At 36.6% G+C, this 15165-nt stretch carries 12 protein-coding genes; 5 read left to right on the forward strand and 7 right to left on the reverse strand.

The genetic code is table 11. The features are described 5' to 3' along the window. Window positions 1–130 precede the first annotated feature (130 nt). Both ACIQ1H_RS19760 and ACIQ1H_RS19765 read right to left on the reverse strand, forming a co-directional pair. Complete coding sequence (locus tag ACIQ1H_RS19760; RefSeq protein ID WP_402891197.1) at window positions 131–349, reverse strand: hypothetical protein; 219 nt, start codon at window positions 347–349, stop codon at window positions 131–133. 128 nt (window positions 350–477) lie between these two features. Beyond that, window positions 478–627: a hypothetical protein gene (locus ACIQ1H_RS19765; RefSeq protein WP_173479196.1), complete on the reverse strand. Its 150-nt coding sequence runs from the start codon at window positions 625–627 to the stop codon at window positions 478–480. Window positions 628–861: 234 nt separating this feature from the next. Here ACIQ1H_RS19765 and ACIQ1H_RS19770 point away from each other — a divergent pair, with 234 nt between their 5' ends. Then, on the forward strand, window positions 862–1353 hold the full coding sequence (locus ACIQ1H_RS19770) for a hypothetical protein (protein ID WP_402891200.1): 492 nt from the start codon (window positions 862–864) through the stop codon (window positions 1351–1353). 246 nt (window positions 1354–1599) lie between these two features. Here the strand turns inward: ACIQ1H_RS19770 and ACIQ1H_RS19775 are convergent, their stop codons facing one another. Both ACIQ1H_RS19775 and ACIQ1H_RS19780 read right to left on the reverse strand, forming a co-directional pair. After that, a complete protein-coding gene (locus tag ACIQ1H_RS19775; RefSeq protein ID WP_402891203.1) occupies window positions 1600–3012 on the reverse strand; it encodes a M20 family metallopeptidase in 1413 nt (470 codons plus the stop codon). Between the two features lie 154 nt (window positions 3013–3166). Further along, window positions 3167–4594 (reverse strand): YfcC family protein, encoded by a 1428-nt coding sequence (locus tag ACIQ1H_RS19780; RefSeq protein WP_402891205.1) that lies wholly within the window; start codon window positions 4592–4594, stop codon window positions 3167–3169. A gap of 320 nt (window positions 4595–4914) precedes the next feature. Here ACIQ1H_RS19780 and ACIQ1H_RS19785 point away from each other — a divergent pair, with 320 nt between their 5' ends. Beyond that, window positions 4915–5790: a LysR family transcriptional regulator gene (locus tag ACIQ1H_RS19785; protein WP_402891208.1), complete on the forward strand. Its 876-nt coding sequence runs from the start codon at window positions 4915–4917 to the stop codon at window positions 5788–5790. A gap of 82 nt (window positions 5791–5872) precedes the next feature. On the opposite strand, the gene ACIQ1H_RS19790 is transcribed toward ACIQ1H_RS19785, so the two are convergent. After that, window positions 5873–6754 carry a LysR family transcriptional regulator gene (locus ACIQ1H_RS19790; protein ID WP_402891209.1) on the reverse strand — a complete coding sequence of 294 codons (882 nt, stop codon included), beginning with the start codon at window positions 6752–6754 and terminating at the stop codon, window positions 5873–5875. Between the two features lie 122 nt (window positions 6755–6876). Here ACIQ1H_RS19790 and ACIQ1H_RS19795 point away from each other — a divergent pair, with 122 nt between their 5' ends. From ACIQ1H_RS19795 to ACIQ1H_RS19805, 3 genes are all read left to right on the forward strand, one after another. Beyond that, a complete protein-coding gene (locus ACIQ1H_RS19795; protein WP_402891212.1) occupies window positions 6877–8880 on the forward strand; it encodes a YhgE/Pip family protein in 2004 nt (667 codons plus the stop codon). Between the two features lie 196 nt (window positions 8881–9076). Further along, on the forward strand, window positions 9077–9583 hold the full coding sequence (locus ACIQ1H_RS19800) for a sigma-70 family RNA polymerase sigma factor (RefSeq protein ID WP_402891215.1): 507 nt from the start codon (window positions 9077–9079) through the stop codon (window positions 9581–9583). Next, window positions 9580–10896 carry a DUF4179 domain-containing protein gene (locus tag ACIQ1H_RS19805; RefSeq protein ID WP_402891217.1) on the forward strand — a complete coding sequence of 439 codons (1317 nt, stop codon included), beginning with the start codon at window positions 9580–9582 and terminating at the stop codon, window positions 10894–10896. Before ACIQ1H_RS19800 ends, ACIQ1H_RS19805 begins: the two co-directional genes overlap by 4 nt. 57 nt (window positions 10897–10953) lie before the next feature. Here ACIQ1H_RS19805 and helD read toward each other — a convergent pair whose 3' ends face one another. Together helD and ACIQ1H_RS19815 are read right to left on the reverse strand one after the other, a co-directional pair. After that, window positions 10954–13311 carry an RNA polymerase recycling motor HelD gene (helD, locus tag ACIQ1H_RS19810; RefSeq protein WP_402891220.1) on the reverse strand — a complete coding sequence of 786 codons (2358 nt, stop codon included), beginning with the start codon at window positions 13309–13311 and terminating at the stop codon, window positions 10954–10956. Between the two features lie 297 nt (window positions 13312–13608). Then, window positions 13609–15003 carry a DHA2 family efflux MFS transporter permease subunit gene (locus tag ACIQ1H_RS19815; protein ID WP_402891223.1) on the reverse strand — a complete coding sequence of 465 codons (1395 nt, stop codon included), beginning with the start codon at window positions 15001–15003 and terminating at the stop codon, window positions 13609–13611. Window positions 15004–15165 lie beyond the last annotated feature (162 nt).

The raw sequence follows: 15165 nt of genomic DNA on the forward strand, positions 1-15165 counted from the left end.
CATACGCTTGATGCCTATTATTATAGGGCAACTTCTACAGGAAATCGCAAAAGCATTCATTATAAAAAAAGAACTAAGGCTTTCACCTTAGTTCTTTAACTCAATGAATTGAATAGATGTCAAATACAAACTAGTGCCATGCAGTTCGCTCACTTACCGGTTGCTGGGTATCGGTTTTCCCCTGTGCTTCAGGAAAGTTATTTGCTTGAGCGGATGCTGCATCAAAATCGAAATCAGATCCAAACTCCTCTTTATAGAGCTTTTTACCGTTTTGATTTACTTCTCGTTTTTTCGCACTATGCTTGTCCCGAACTTTTGCATTGTTACAATTTGTGTTTATATTTGACATAGCCATCCCCCATTGATTTTATTGAAAAGTAATAAAACAGATAATCTGTTCAAATACTCTTCATCATAAAGTTTGGCCAAGCTCATGTGTTTTTATTTATAAAAAGATTCATGTAAGCTGAAACGTTTTTAAAACATGTTAGCTAAATAAGATTGCAAAGATTTAGGTAACATTTGAAAGAATAGTCCCTCATATTTAATATCGAGCAGACCCGCAATAATAATGATAATAACGATGAATGCTAAAAAGGGTTTCTTATTTTTAGAAATCCAATTCAAAAGGCTCCCCTCCTTAGAAAAATTACGTTTTAGTCCATGTTTAGTATATAGTGATTTTTGAAAAAAATATATTATTCCTTTTTATAATGACATTAAGCTAAAACATATACTGTCACCCATAAATGTTTTGTGACATAGATTAAAATGACATGGTATGAAAAGAAGGTTACTTCGCTAATGACACAAAAAGTCACCTTCAATAATTGATTAAACTTTTTTAAGAGAGGAATGGCTATGGTAAATTTTAATTTTTTTCAGGGCACAGTTACACAGATAAATGATTTTGCAGTCGGGCAAAACGGTGAAAGTGAAGGATGTTATACATTAATGACAGTAGAAAATGGTGCAGGCGGCATTGTTAATTTTGTTATTTCGCCTTTTACTTATTTTGTAAATCAAGAGGTCGTAAGCCGTGGTGATCGTATTGTTGGCTATTATGATGCGAATGCACCTGCCCCGTTAATCTATCCTCCACAATATCAAGCACTGATCATTGCTAAAGAAAATAGCTATCAAAATGTAAAAGTAGACTTTTTTAACTCCCAATTATTAAGTAGTGATGGTCAATTACAATTAAACCTTGCTCCATACACGCCGATTTTGCTTAGAAATGGGCAGCCTTTTTCAAAGAGCCCTGCAAATCGTACTCTCATTGTTGTGTATGGACCTACGACAAGAAGCATTCCTGCACAAACTACGCCACATGAAGTCATTGTTTGGTGTTAAGCACCTAAAAGGGTGTACCTTTCTAAATGCTCCTTAATAGTAAAAATCCACTTCGCTTTCTGTGGGCACAGTGTAAGCCGCAACCCTCGCGTGCGCGCGGTTGTGGCGGCTTGCGTTTTGTGCGTTCCCATAGGAGGCTTCGTGGATTTTTACTTGGTAAACCTTAATCTGCAATGGCGTATGACTTCTAAATTGTTTGAGTGCCTGACACCTAAATGTATAGAAGCACAGTGGATTTTATCTATTTTAAACAGTTTGAAGTTTATACTTTTTTACTTCAGGAGGAATCGGACATACATATTCCTCACCGTTTCGTTGTTCAATTAATTCTAGTTTCGCCTTTTCAAGGATTTCTGGGTTTTGTAGTACGCCAATAGCAGTTGCCGCCATAACTTTACCAGCATGTAGCATACCTTTATGCGCAATTGACGTTTTACCTGTTGAAACAATCTGCCAAGTATGAAGAGGTGTTCCTATCGGTTCACACGCTACCATACATTGTACGGTTGGGACAACCCAGCTTACATCGCCAACATCGCTCGTACCTGGTAATATCCCGTTAGATGGAATAAATGGATCGATAACATGTGCCAAATCTTTGCCTTCTAGTTCTTTATTCGCCTTAATATCTTCTTTTTTATCCGCCTCCGATAAAGTTGCACGGATGTCCTTCGCGAATTGTTGTTCCTTTTCATCATACTGTGGAACACCTAGGGCAACAAAGTTATCATGCATCACTTTTTCTAATGTATTATTCGGCAATATATCAGAAGCTGCAGAAGCAAAATCAATTTCAACTTGTGTACCAGTCATGAGAGCCGCGCCTCTTGCGACATCACAAATACGTTGATAAATTTCTTCTGCCTGAGCTACGCGTGGTGCACGAATGAAATACAATACATCCGCCTTTTCTTGTACAACATTAGGGGAAACACCACCTGTATTTGTTACAGCATAATGAACCCTTGCTTCAGGAATGATATGTTCTCGTAAATAGTTAACTCCGACATTCATAAGTTCAACTGCATCGAGTGCACTTCTACCAAGATGAGGTGTACTAGCGGCATGAGAGCTCTTCCCTTTAAATCTAAAGGAAACTTCGTAGCAAGCAAGTGATGACATAGACCAGACAGAATTGCGAGACCAAGGATGCCAGCATACAGCAAAGTCTACATCATCAAATAGCCCCTCTCTTACCATAAAGGTTTTACCACTACCGATTTCCTCGCCAGGGCATCCATAGTATCGAACAGTGCCTTCAAGATTGTTTTCTTTTAAATATGAACGAATTGCGATGGCCGCAGCTAATGCCCCTGTACCAAGTAAATTATGTCCACATCCATGTCCATTACCATTCGTTACTTCTGGATTGTACTGAATATCTCCGCCAACTTGACTTAAGCCCGTTAGTGCATCAAATTCACCTAATACAGCAATAATCGGCTTCCCTGTCCCATAACTACCAATAAAGGCAGTATCGATATTGCCTACACCCTTTTCTACAGTAAAGCCTTCTTCTTCTAAAGTGTTACATAATAATTGTGCTGATTGGAACTCTTCAAATCCTGTTTCTGCATAACCCCAAATTTGATCACTTACAGAAATTAATTTTTGTCTTTTTTCTTCAATAACCTTTGATAAAATAGTACGATAATCCATTTCATTCACCCCGTTTGAATAATATTTTTGCTAGAGCTGCATATAGCGCAATTCTAGCAAATACATCAAGCTCCCTTATTCATTCGCCATCTCACCTCAGTAAGATGACGAATATTGAAAAGAGTCAATGGTATATTTCGATTTATCCTCGCTATTAAAACGGCCCATAATTAATTGCCTGGGCAATAATTAAAAAGATCACAACAATGACAATTTGAATAGCAACATAAGGGAATACCCATTTAGCCCATTTTGAATAAGGAATGCCCATCATACCTAAAGCTGCTAACAATAAGCCACCTGTCGGGATAATTAAACTAGAGACACCACCACCCATTACAGTAGCGAATGCAGCAGTTTGTCTTGATACGCCAACTAGATCTGCTAACGGTGCCATAATTGGCATTACTAATGATGCATGTCCACTTCCAGATGGTACTAAGAAATGGATAAAGAAATTGACAACTGCCATCCCTACCGCTGTCACGCTTGGTGAAAGGCCATTTAGTAAATTAGAAGTAACGTGTAATATCGTATCTAATAAGTTGCCTGAAGTAAGTACGACAAGAATTGTATTAGCAATCCCAATAATCATCGCGCCTGAAATCATTTCAGAACAGCCTTTTAAAAAGGCATCTGTCATTTCATTGCCAGAAAGTCTTCCGATAAGACCCATAATAATTGCACCTAATAAGAAAATCCCTACAATTTCACTGATGTACCAGCCAAGACTTATAACGCCATAAATCAACGCGATAAAGCAGCCTAAGAACACTAAAAGAGAAAGTGCATGTCTTTTACTCAACTTGAAATCATCATCAAACGTAATTCTTTCATTCGGGTTAAACTTCCCGTATTCAGCTAGTTCAGGATTTTTCTCGATTTTATTTACGTGTCGTAAAATAAAGGCGACCGATAAAATATAGAAGATTACGTAAATCGCGATACGTAAGCCCATACCCGAGTACATTGGGAGCTCAGCAACTGTTTGTGCAACACCAATTGTAAATGGATTCGTAATGCCAGCTGTAAAACCAGCACCTATCATGCCGAGAAATACTATCGCAACACCTGTTAGCGCATCAAAGCCTAAGGCAATCGTCATTGGTGCAACTATTGTAATATAAACTAACGAATCTTCAGCCGCTCCTATAAGCGTACCGAGTAATGAGAACAGTAGTACCATCACTGGAATTATTAATTTTTTTCTTTTACCAAATTTTTGTGCAGTAAATCGAATTAAAGCGTCAATGGAACCTGTAGCTTGCATAATTCCAAGAGCACCACCAATTAGTAAGACGAATAATATAATTGGCGCTCCTTTGACCATCCCTTGGTGAAATGCATTAAACATGTCTAACAAACCTACAGGTGTATTCGAGATATATTCAAATTTTGTAGGGTCAATAATTGTTCTGCCATTTTCCTCATATCTAGCGTATTGTCCAGCAGGGATAACATAGGTTAAAAGCGTAAGTACAACAATGATTAAAAACATTAGTACATACGCATTTAAACCGCCCTTCTTCTTTTTCTTCTTTTCAGTACCCTCTTCTATCTTCATTGGTTTGGCAGTACTCAAACATAACACCCCTTTGTAATTTGTGTATAAAAGCAATTTGACCTTTTTATGAATTAACTCTTCAAACGAGTGAGTTTGATCATCCTTTCAGCTAAAAAATAAATTTAGAAAAATTTAGAAAATACCCAATATTGCTAACGCTTTCATGTGTTTTATTTTATAATGCATTATAGGTTTTTAATATTCTAATAGTGAATATTCTATATTACTATTTTAAATATTTAGCGTTATAATTATATTTCAAAAATTAAACCAGCAATATATAATCATTTTTATTTACTTTATAGCTTCATAAATTAACAGGAAAGGTTGTTCGTTAATTGGAAATTAGACACCTTCAAACTTTTCAAATCGTAGCAGAAGAAAAAAGACTAATTCAAGCAGCAATGCGCCTTAATTATTCACAACCTACTGTTACAAAGCATCTGCAGCACTTAGAAGATGAGATTGGCTTACCGCTCTTTGAAAAAGTGGACAATAAAAGGAAACTAACTAAAGCTGGAGAAATTCTTTATGAACATTCAAAAAATATCTTAAATGAGATGTTTACGATGCAAAGGAGACTTGAGGAATTTCAAGGAGAAAAGCAAGTTATTCGAGTTTGTGCATTAGATGAACATTGTGATCGTTTTTTCCTACCACATATAGTAAATTTCCAAAAAAGATACCAAGATATTTTAATAGAAGTTTATTCTGTAGATAGTAGTGATGAGGCTTTAAAAAAGATAATACAAAATGAAATGGACTTTGCTATTGTAAATGGGAGAACTTTAAACTCTGATATTTCCAATCATTGCATTGATTATGAAAGTTTAGTGCTGTTTGCTTCAAGTAAAGTGGCTCATGATACTTATCAAATGGAGAGCAAATTAGAAAAATACCCTGTATTGGTTGATTTGAGAGCTCCCTTTATAAAGTTTGAAATATTGAACAAAGGAATTCACTTCCCAAATACGATTCACTGCAATAGTGATGAGAGCATAAAAAATGCTGTCCTCAATCACCCATATCTAGGCGTCATTGGGACAAGCAGAATAAGAAAGGAAATCGAGGATGGGTCGGCTACTATTTTAGAAACCTATACTTCAAATATTCCAGTCAAACTCATAGCCTTAACAAAAAACCTAAGCAATCCGATTTTACAAGATTTTTTTAATTCCATGAGCAAAATGTATCGTCCACTAAGTAACAACTAAATCGTGAACAATTTCTAATATTAGATGACCCTTTAACGGGGTCATCTTTTAAATACATTCATTCCGTGTAAATGAAAAAATATTAAGCAAGAGTGGAAAAGTATTGGAAAACAAATTGACGAAATTGTTTTGCCATAGGCGTGAAATAGCGCTTTTCTGACCAGGCTAGCCCAATGGTGCGCTGACAAGATGGTTCAACAATTCGCAGTTTATGTGGGAACTCCTCTGACTTTGGAACCCAAGATAATTCAGAAACGAAGGCAACACCTAATCCTTGTCTTACTAAATCAGAAATAACGGAAGGTTCATCTCCCTCAAAAGCAATATTTTGAACAAACCCTGCTTCCCGACAAAACTGATCCGTCAAGCTGCGGAAGCCAAACCCTGTATTCATACTAATAAAGGCCTCATCCTTCACTTCTGCCAGTTGAATACTCTCCCTGTTGGCTAACCGATGATTAGGAGGCACAATAATAAAAATTTCTTCTGTAATGAGTGGCTCCCATCTAATACCTTCACCCTCAATAGGGACGGAGGAAATACAATAATCTAATTCCCCTTCCATCAACAATTTTTTCATAGCTGACACAGACTTTAGAAACTGTTGAAAACGAGCATCTGGATACTTCGATAAAAACGAACCTAATAATGCAGGCAATACTCTTGGGATCGTTACTGCCAATGTAATGCTCTTTTGATCTTGCTCAGTAAATTGAGTAAGCTCCCTTTGTCCCTCATGTAATTCTGCAAATGCCTTTTCCACACGATTTAAAAAAATCCTACCAGCTTCATTTAAGCTAATTTTCCGATGTTCTCGGTCAAACAACGCCACACCTAAATCTTCCTCCAAGCGGGCAATTGTTTTACTCAGCGATGGCTGAGCAATTTGAAGTTGCTCTGCTGCCTTCGTCATATGTTCGAGCCGAGCAACTGTTTGAAAATACTTTAACTGCAAAAGCTCCATATAGTTCCCCCTATTGTATAGACTTAAATCTATTATGTAATAACGATTTATGTATTATACAACATTAATATAATAGATTATTATGAAACAATCTTTTAAAAATAGGAAGGTAGGATTATTTCATGAAAGGATTTCAATTAATATTGCAAGACTTAGTAGCTATTTGGAAACATAAGCATGGGCGAACGGCCTTTATTTTTCTAATTCTTGTTCCTTTAATTTACGTTGGGTTCTTTTTAGCAGGATATTGGGACCCATATGGGCAATTAGACAAACTCCCCGTAGCAGTCGTTAATCTCGATGAGGGGGCTAATATTGATACTGAATCTTTACATGTTGGCGATGACTTTATTGCCGAACTAAAGGAAGGCAAAGAATTAAACTTTCATTTCGTCTCTGCCAAGGCTGCACAAAAAGGGCTTAAAACAGGCGACTATTATATGGTCATCACCATTCCAAAGGATTTCTCTAAAAATGTAACCACTTTAATGGAAGAAACCCCTAAAACAGCTAAGCTTTCGTATGAAATCAACCCTGGGAAAAACTTCGTCGCTTCACAAATAACTACAACTGCCGTTGAAAAAATGAAAACAAAAATTAACGCTAGCATCACGAAGTTTTACTCACAATCCATTCTCACTAAATTTCAGGATGCATCAACTGGTTTTGCAACAGCAGAAGCTGGGGCAGAAAAGCTTTCTAAGGGAGCGACCGACATACAGAGCGGAAGCGACAAGTTAGCAGATGGCATGCAAAGTTTAGATGAAGGTGCTCAAAAGCTTAAAGCAGGAAGTACGAGCCTCTCAGCTGGTCAGGAAAGCTTATCAAATGGCGCACAAGGGCTCATTAGCGGATCTGACTCTCTTTATAGTGGACTACAGCAATTAACTAAAGCTGAACAATCCCTTCAATCAGGAATGGGACAAATGAGCCAAAGTATGGCAGACTGGTCCTCTAAAAATACAGAACTAGTTCAAGCTCAACAACAAGCAGCGACAACAGCAAATACTTTGCGAGAGCAATTAGCTCACTATATAAAAAACCATCCCGAAGCGAAGCAAGATTCTGAGCTTCAACAAATGATTGCTTTAGCAGAGGCATTATCTACAACCGAAACGACTATAACAACTGGTCAACAACAAGTAGGTGTAGCTGCTAACAAAATTGCTTCAGGCCAAACGACTCTTGAAACTAATATGAAAACGTTTGGAACAAACATGACGCAGGCGACTGTCGGAGCAAAACAACTCCAACAGGGAGCGTCTGAATTTGCAGGTGGTTTTGCTAAATGGTCAACAGGCTTTACTACGCTGAATACTGGAATTACAGCTCTATCTAGTGGAATCAATGAAGTATCAAGCGGATTCCCCAAACTGCAAAATGGGCTAGCCTCTTTAGTAGGAGGTTCCAATGAATTAGCAACAAAACTAAATAGTGCAGCGACAAAAACATCTAATCTGCAATATAACGATGCAACGACATCGATGTTTGCCCAGCCAATCGAATTGGTCGAATCCGACTTATCAAACGTTCCGAATTATGGCGTTGGCATCGCACCTTACTTCTTGTCTCTGGCTTTATTTGTAGGCGGCATTATGGCATCTAATATTCTGCCACTAGGACGCAGAGAACTTCTTAAAGTGACTGGTACCGTTCACTTTATTAATAAACTAGGATTAGTTTACGTAGTTGGTTTCATTCAATCTATTATTGTAGATATCGTTATATTGTTAGGATTTAAATTAGAAGTAGCAAGTGTACCTCTCTTTTTCCTTTCAAGTATGATCGTGTCATTTACTTTTATGACCCTCATCCTAATGCTCATCATTTTATTAGGCAATGTTGGCAAATTTATAGCAGTTACGTTATTAGTATTCCAATTAGCTACTTGCGGCGGAACATTCCCTGGCGAGCTTGGAAATCCTATACTAGCTAAAATAGGGGCATTTTTACCGATGGCGCATTCATTAAAAGGTTTCCAAGAAGTGATTACGCTTGGTGGCTGGTCAAACTTAGTTACACAAGGAGCGCTTTTACTCATTTATCTTTTACTCGCCTTCATCATCGCTTGGATTTCAAGCCACATCCAGCATAAAGATCAACCTACTGTAGAAATCGCCAAATAAAGCGATACTTACTTTAGAAAATAAAAGGAGCCTTTCCATTCAGAAAGGCTCCTTTATTTATTTGGCATACTTATGATACGGTTTTCCATATAACCAAAAAACGTTAAACCTCCCCTACTAGCCAAATGAAAAATTTATGAAATAAAATGAACGAATGATTTATTTGGTGCATCTAATCATTAAAGGAGGCATGGAGATGGACGAAATCGAACTTGCCAAACAAGCAATTGATGGAGATGAAGCAGCACAGCTACTGCTTTTACAAATATATAAAGAAGCGATGTATCGCGTTGCCTACAGCTATATGCAAAATGAGCATGATGCAAATGATGCGCTACAAGAAATGACGTATCAATGCTTAAAAAATATTCATAAAGTGCAGACGCCTCAATATTTTAAAACATGGCTCGTACGCATTGTTATCAATACATGTTTAATGATGAAACGTCAGCAAAAACGTATTGTCGTAACAGATAATATTGTGGATCAGCCCGAGCAAATGGCGGAACTATTTGAACTTAATGATGTTATTACAAAGCTACCCATTGAACAACAAGAGCTTATTCATTTAAAGTACTTTAAAGATTTAAAAAATAGTGAAATTGCAACACTACAAAAAATACCAGAAGGCACAGTTAAATCAAGATTACATAAAACATTAAAAAAACTACGTCATTTATTAGGAGAGGGGGGCATTTCATGAGCCAGATAGACAATGACCAACAAAAACGTTATTTAGAATTACTTGAATCCGTGCCGATAGAAACATTACAGTCAAATAAACAGTTCTTGGCATACAAGCAATTAAAGAAAAGAACTCGCCATAAAAGATTTCTACAAGTTGGGGTTACTGTTGCTATTATTATGATTGCCCTTATTAGTTCCATTAGGGTATCACCTGCTCTTGCTTATACGATGGCACAAATTCCCGTATTAAAACCACTTGTCGAAATGATTGCCTTAGATAAAGGCATTCAAGATATTATTAGCAATGACTATTACGAACCTATTAATGTGAGCCAAACAATTGATGGAAAAACCCTTACGATTACAAGCGTTGTGGCAGATGAATCAGGAATGATTATTTCCTATAAGCTTCAATCAGATAAAGACTTAGCGAATATCACTGGCATCAATACAGAGGTTACACAGCATGGTGAACAAATCTATGCATCTGTAGGAAGTAGTTGGTCTGCTCAACAAGAAGGAACATTTGAAGTTGAAAATACAATTGAAGTTGCCGCAAGCCAAGGTATGAATTACTCATCGCACGACTTTGCAATTACATTATCGCTACGTGAATTTCCAGAAGTTGTGTTTAACATACCATTTACATTAAAGAACGACATTAAAGCATCAAAAAAATTCTCTATTAATAAACAAGTAACTGTCGATGGGCAAGACTTTACCATTCATGAGCTTATTATTTCCCCGCTTAGAACTGAGTTGAAAATGTCGATTGATTCATCGAATTCCAAGAAAATATTAAGTTTCGGAGATATTCGTATATATGATGAACATCAAGAAGAATGGGGCAAAATTCGAAACGGTTTCTCTGGATTTGGTGATTATGAGGATCAGCAATTTAGTTTGATGTTAGAAAGTAATTATTTCCGTATTCCAAAAAGTATTACAATTGAATTGCGGGAAATTGAAGCGATTGATAAAGCTGATGAATTTATAGTAGTTGATTTTGATAAGAAGAAACTTATTAGGCAACCTGAGCATATTAATATCGAGTTGGACATAAAAGATAACTTTGAACTTGAATATAAAGTATTACCTTATAAAAAAAATGAATTTAAAGGCGTCTTTAATCATTTAATCGACGCAGATGGAGAAATTTATTATTCCAATAGTACGTGGATTTCAGAACAAGACCACTATATGTTAATCGGACAGCGATTTGATATGGAAAATGTCAAAAAGCTCCCTGTAAATCCTGTAAAGCTTGAGATTGGACGCTATGAGCAATATTTAAACGGCGTTGGCCGTATCCAAGTCGAACTTAAATAAATTGTAATTGTAAAGAAAAGCCGATTCTAAAAACGCTAGAATCGGCTTTTTGTCTTATTATTGTTCATTACTCATCAGTTGTACTGTAATACAGTTATCCTGTAAGGCATTGCGCAAAAATGGACTTGGTTCTCCTATGCTATAAAGCTGCAAATTATGCATAGCTCTCGTACAAGCTGTGTAGAAAACTCTACGTAAACTCTCATCACTATACATTTGCGCCGACGCATCATAAATAATGACAGCTTCAAATTCAATCCCTTTGGATAAATAAGAGGGTATGATGACAACACCTTGTTCGTATTCTGGAGAGCCATTTTTTATAAGCTTTATACCCTCAATAGTAGACAGTGCTTCATATGCATGCCTGCTCTCCTCTGCAGATTTACATATGATGGCGATACTGTTATAGCCTTCACTTCGCAAAGCTTCAACTTTTGACATAATACAGTGATGCAAAGATGTGCGATCTGTTAATTGTGTCAGGACAGGTAGCTCACCATCACGTTCAAAAGGAATAATTCGTTCGCCATTCGGTACTAGTTTCCGTGTAAACTCAACGATCTGTTTTGTAGAGCGATAACTACGAGTCATATTGATAACTTCTGTTTCATCTGGACCATATAAGCTACTAAGAATATTAAAATCAATCATTTCACTCGCGTGCGCGAAAATCGCCTGATTAAAATCACCTAATACTGTCATTTTTGCAAAAGGAAACAATCGCTTTAAAAACTCGAATTGGAATGGTGAATAGTCCTGTGCCTCATCCACAAGTATATGCCTAATGGAATTATTAGTTTGAAACCCTTGAATTAATTCTTTAATAAATAAAAACGGTGTAGCGTCTTCATAAAATAGTTTATCTTCGTCTAGCATTTCCAGTGTCGCATGGCAAATAGCTTCCCACTCTTCTGGTAATTCTCCATCTATCCACTGGTTAATTTGCATCGGGTCTATAAACAACTGCTTATAAATTTCCTTCATGTCGATAAACTGCAATGCCCGTATTTGTTTCCGTAATGACTTCAATTTCTTGGATACAATTAATCGCGCCAGTTTAGCAGGCTCCATCTCATACTCGGCTATCGTCTCTCTTGTAAAGCCCTTCCTTTTAGCTAAATAAACACGTGCCTTATGGTATTCCTCGTTGCTAAGCAGCTCTATTTCCTCTTGTACCCACTCCTTCTTCCATTCGACTTTTTCAATTTCTTTTATTTCCTTCAGAAGCCATTCCTTTAATTTTTCCAATCGATTATGGAATTTAAGTGACACGTCGCTGCTATAAAATTGCTCAGCAATTTGTTGTGCGGTAATAATCGGCTGTCCTCTGAAGTTAATGCCTTTAAATTTCATGCCAGATAACTCCAGAGATTTTCTATATGCTTTAATGACTTCAAAAAAACGACTAGATGCTTTGAATCGTATGCTCGCAACTCTTGACTGATATGCAGAATTATTTGCTGCAGTTAAAACATATTCCAATTGCTCATAAGGATTTTCAACATAAAACGCTTTACTTAATCGATGATGTAAGTACTCCTGAAATGTAACTTGCTGCATATTTTCTTCACCAAGTTCAGGTAGCACATTGGATACATAACTATTGAACATTGCATTAGGTGAAAATAAAATAATTTGATCCGCATTTAGTCTATCCCGATATTTATAAAGCAAATAAGCGATCCGCTGTAAAGCTGCCGATGTCTTACCACTACCAGCGGCACCATGAACGATCAGCAATCTTCCATGATCATGGCGAATGATTCGGTTTTGCTCCTGTTGAATCGTTGCAACTATACTGTGCATATGTTTGTTTGTACCTTGCCCCAAAACTTGTTGCAAAATTTCATCTCCGATAGTGAGACTTGTATCAAACATCGATTGAAGAACACCATCGCGAATAAGATACTGCCACTTTTTCTCCAATTCCCCATGGATAATACCTTCAGGTGTCATATACTGGGCAGGACCTGGCGAGTAATCGTAGTAAACGCTTGAGATAGGAGAACGCCAGTCATAGATAAGGAAATCCTCTCCACTCTTATCCATAAGAGAAGAGATACCTATATAAACCTGTTCCTGAGCTGCTATACCTTCCTCTAAGAAATCAATTCGACCAAAATAAGGAACTTTCTGCATACGGCGCAACGTTGATAATCTTTTAGATGCATGCTTATGGGTACTTTGACTAACGGACAGTGCTTGCGTTTCTTGTCTTAAGCCGATAATCGTCTCAAGATAATCGTCGAAGGTATCCATATTCACCTTTATTTCATCCCAAAAGTGTTTGCGAATATTTACAACTTCGTTCTTTCGTTGTAAAGTTTCTTTCTCCAACCTACTCAGTTGCTCTGAAATAGTCTCCATTACATTGTCTAATCGTTTTTGCTCCTGTTGAAACTCCGATTTCATCGCATTCACTCCTTAAAAATGTAAGTATAGGGGTTGACTTCTGAAAAACAATGCCTTATAATTAAAGTAGGGATGATATATCCTTTTATTAATTAAATGCCTATCTATATAAATTTAACACATGGTCATGTATTTATCAATGGATTCAACATGATTTCTTTTTCCATTTAAATAAATATTGAAAATAGCGTAATAACACTTCAATTACAGAAGTGTTTTTTTAAATGCAAAAGCACCGTCTAAAATTTAGAACGGTGCTTTTGCTTATTAGTTCACTCACTGCAAACAATCATTGTTTTAGTTACGTACATTTTTAGTTTTTGGTACAAACCAAACAACAATAAAGGCAATAATAGCTAAGATAAGCATATAGAAATAAGTTGTGTTGGCTGCAGTAGCATAACCTTCACTTGTGCCAATCGAAACCTTTGTTAATTGAATTGTATAAATCGTCACAATCACTGCTGTGCCTATTGCTCCAGCTAATTGACGAATCGTATTATTCACTGCTGAACCATGTGAAGCTAATTCTTTTGGTAGCGCATTTAAAGCTGCTGTATTTAGAGGCATAGTAATAAAAGCTAGCCCAATTCGTAATATAATTGTGCGGACAAGTAAATACATATACGACGTAGAAGCAGATAAATCAACCACGGCCCACATCGATACAACAATAAAACACATACCTACTATAAATAATGGCTTTGCCCCATATCTGTCATACATTTTCCCAGTTATTGGCGATAAGCTTGCGTTTATTAAAGCCCCTGGTAATAATAAAAGACCTGCTTCAAAAGCCGTAAAACCACGTCCATCTTGTAAATAAATCGGTAGTAAAATTAAATCCGCATACATTAATATTGTAATGGCTATATTAACAAGCGTTGTCATGGAAAACATTTTATATTTAAATACCGTTAAATTTAATAATGGGTCCGCTGAAGTCATTTGACGCTGACAAAATAAAAACGTCACAATAATTCCTAAAAGAAGAGATGTAATAACGAGCCAATCGGCCCACCCTCTACTTCCTGCAATACTAAACCCAAAAAGTAAAAATCCAAACCCGATTGTTGAATACCCGACACTTAGTCCATCTAATTTTACTTTTGTTCCCTCAACTATATTAAATAAATATTTATAGGCAAACAAAATAATTAGCAAAACAAATGGAATCAAACCGATAAATAGCCATCTCCATGACATATATTCAACCAAAAATCCTGAAACAGTTGGTGCAATTGCTGGCGCGAATATAATAGCAAATCCAACCTTCCCCATAACGGCGCCACGCTCTTCCATTGGATATAAAAAAACAATGACTGTCATCATTAATGGAATGATAATTCCTGCTCCAACGGCCTGAATCATACGCCCCGACAGTAGCATGCCAAAGTTCATTGCACTTGCTGCAACAATAGAACCTATTAATAAAAAAAGCATAGAACTTATAAACAACTGGCGAGTTGAAAAGCGCTTCATTAAAAAGGCTGTAATAGGAACTAGCACGCCATTCACTAACATAAAGCCTGTCGCTAACCATTGAATGGTTGTCGGGGTTACATTAAAAATAACCATTAAATCACTAAGCGCCACATTTAGTAATGTTTGATTTAAAGTAGAAAAGAAGCATCCTGCAATCATTACAAAAAGCAAAAGCTTTTTCGTTCCAGCAGATATTTCATTTTGCATAATAGAACTCCTAACGCTATCATAATTTTATCGACACATTGTCTAAAAAGTATCTTAACAAGAATTTGACTAAGTTGACCATGAACAATATCGAATTTACTGTCGACTACTAGACAATTCAAAACAAACTGTATATAAAATCTACTATGATAGACAGGAATG

It is taken from the genome of Lysinibacillus sp. NPDC097279, from assembly GCF_044761745.1.
Taxonomy (GTDB): Bacteria; Bacillota; Bacilli; order Bacillales_A; family Planococcaceae; genus Lysinibacillus.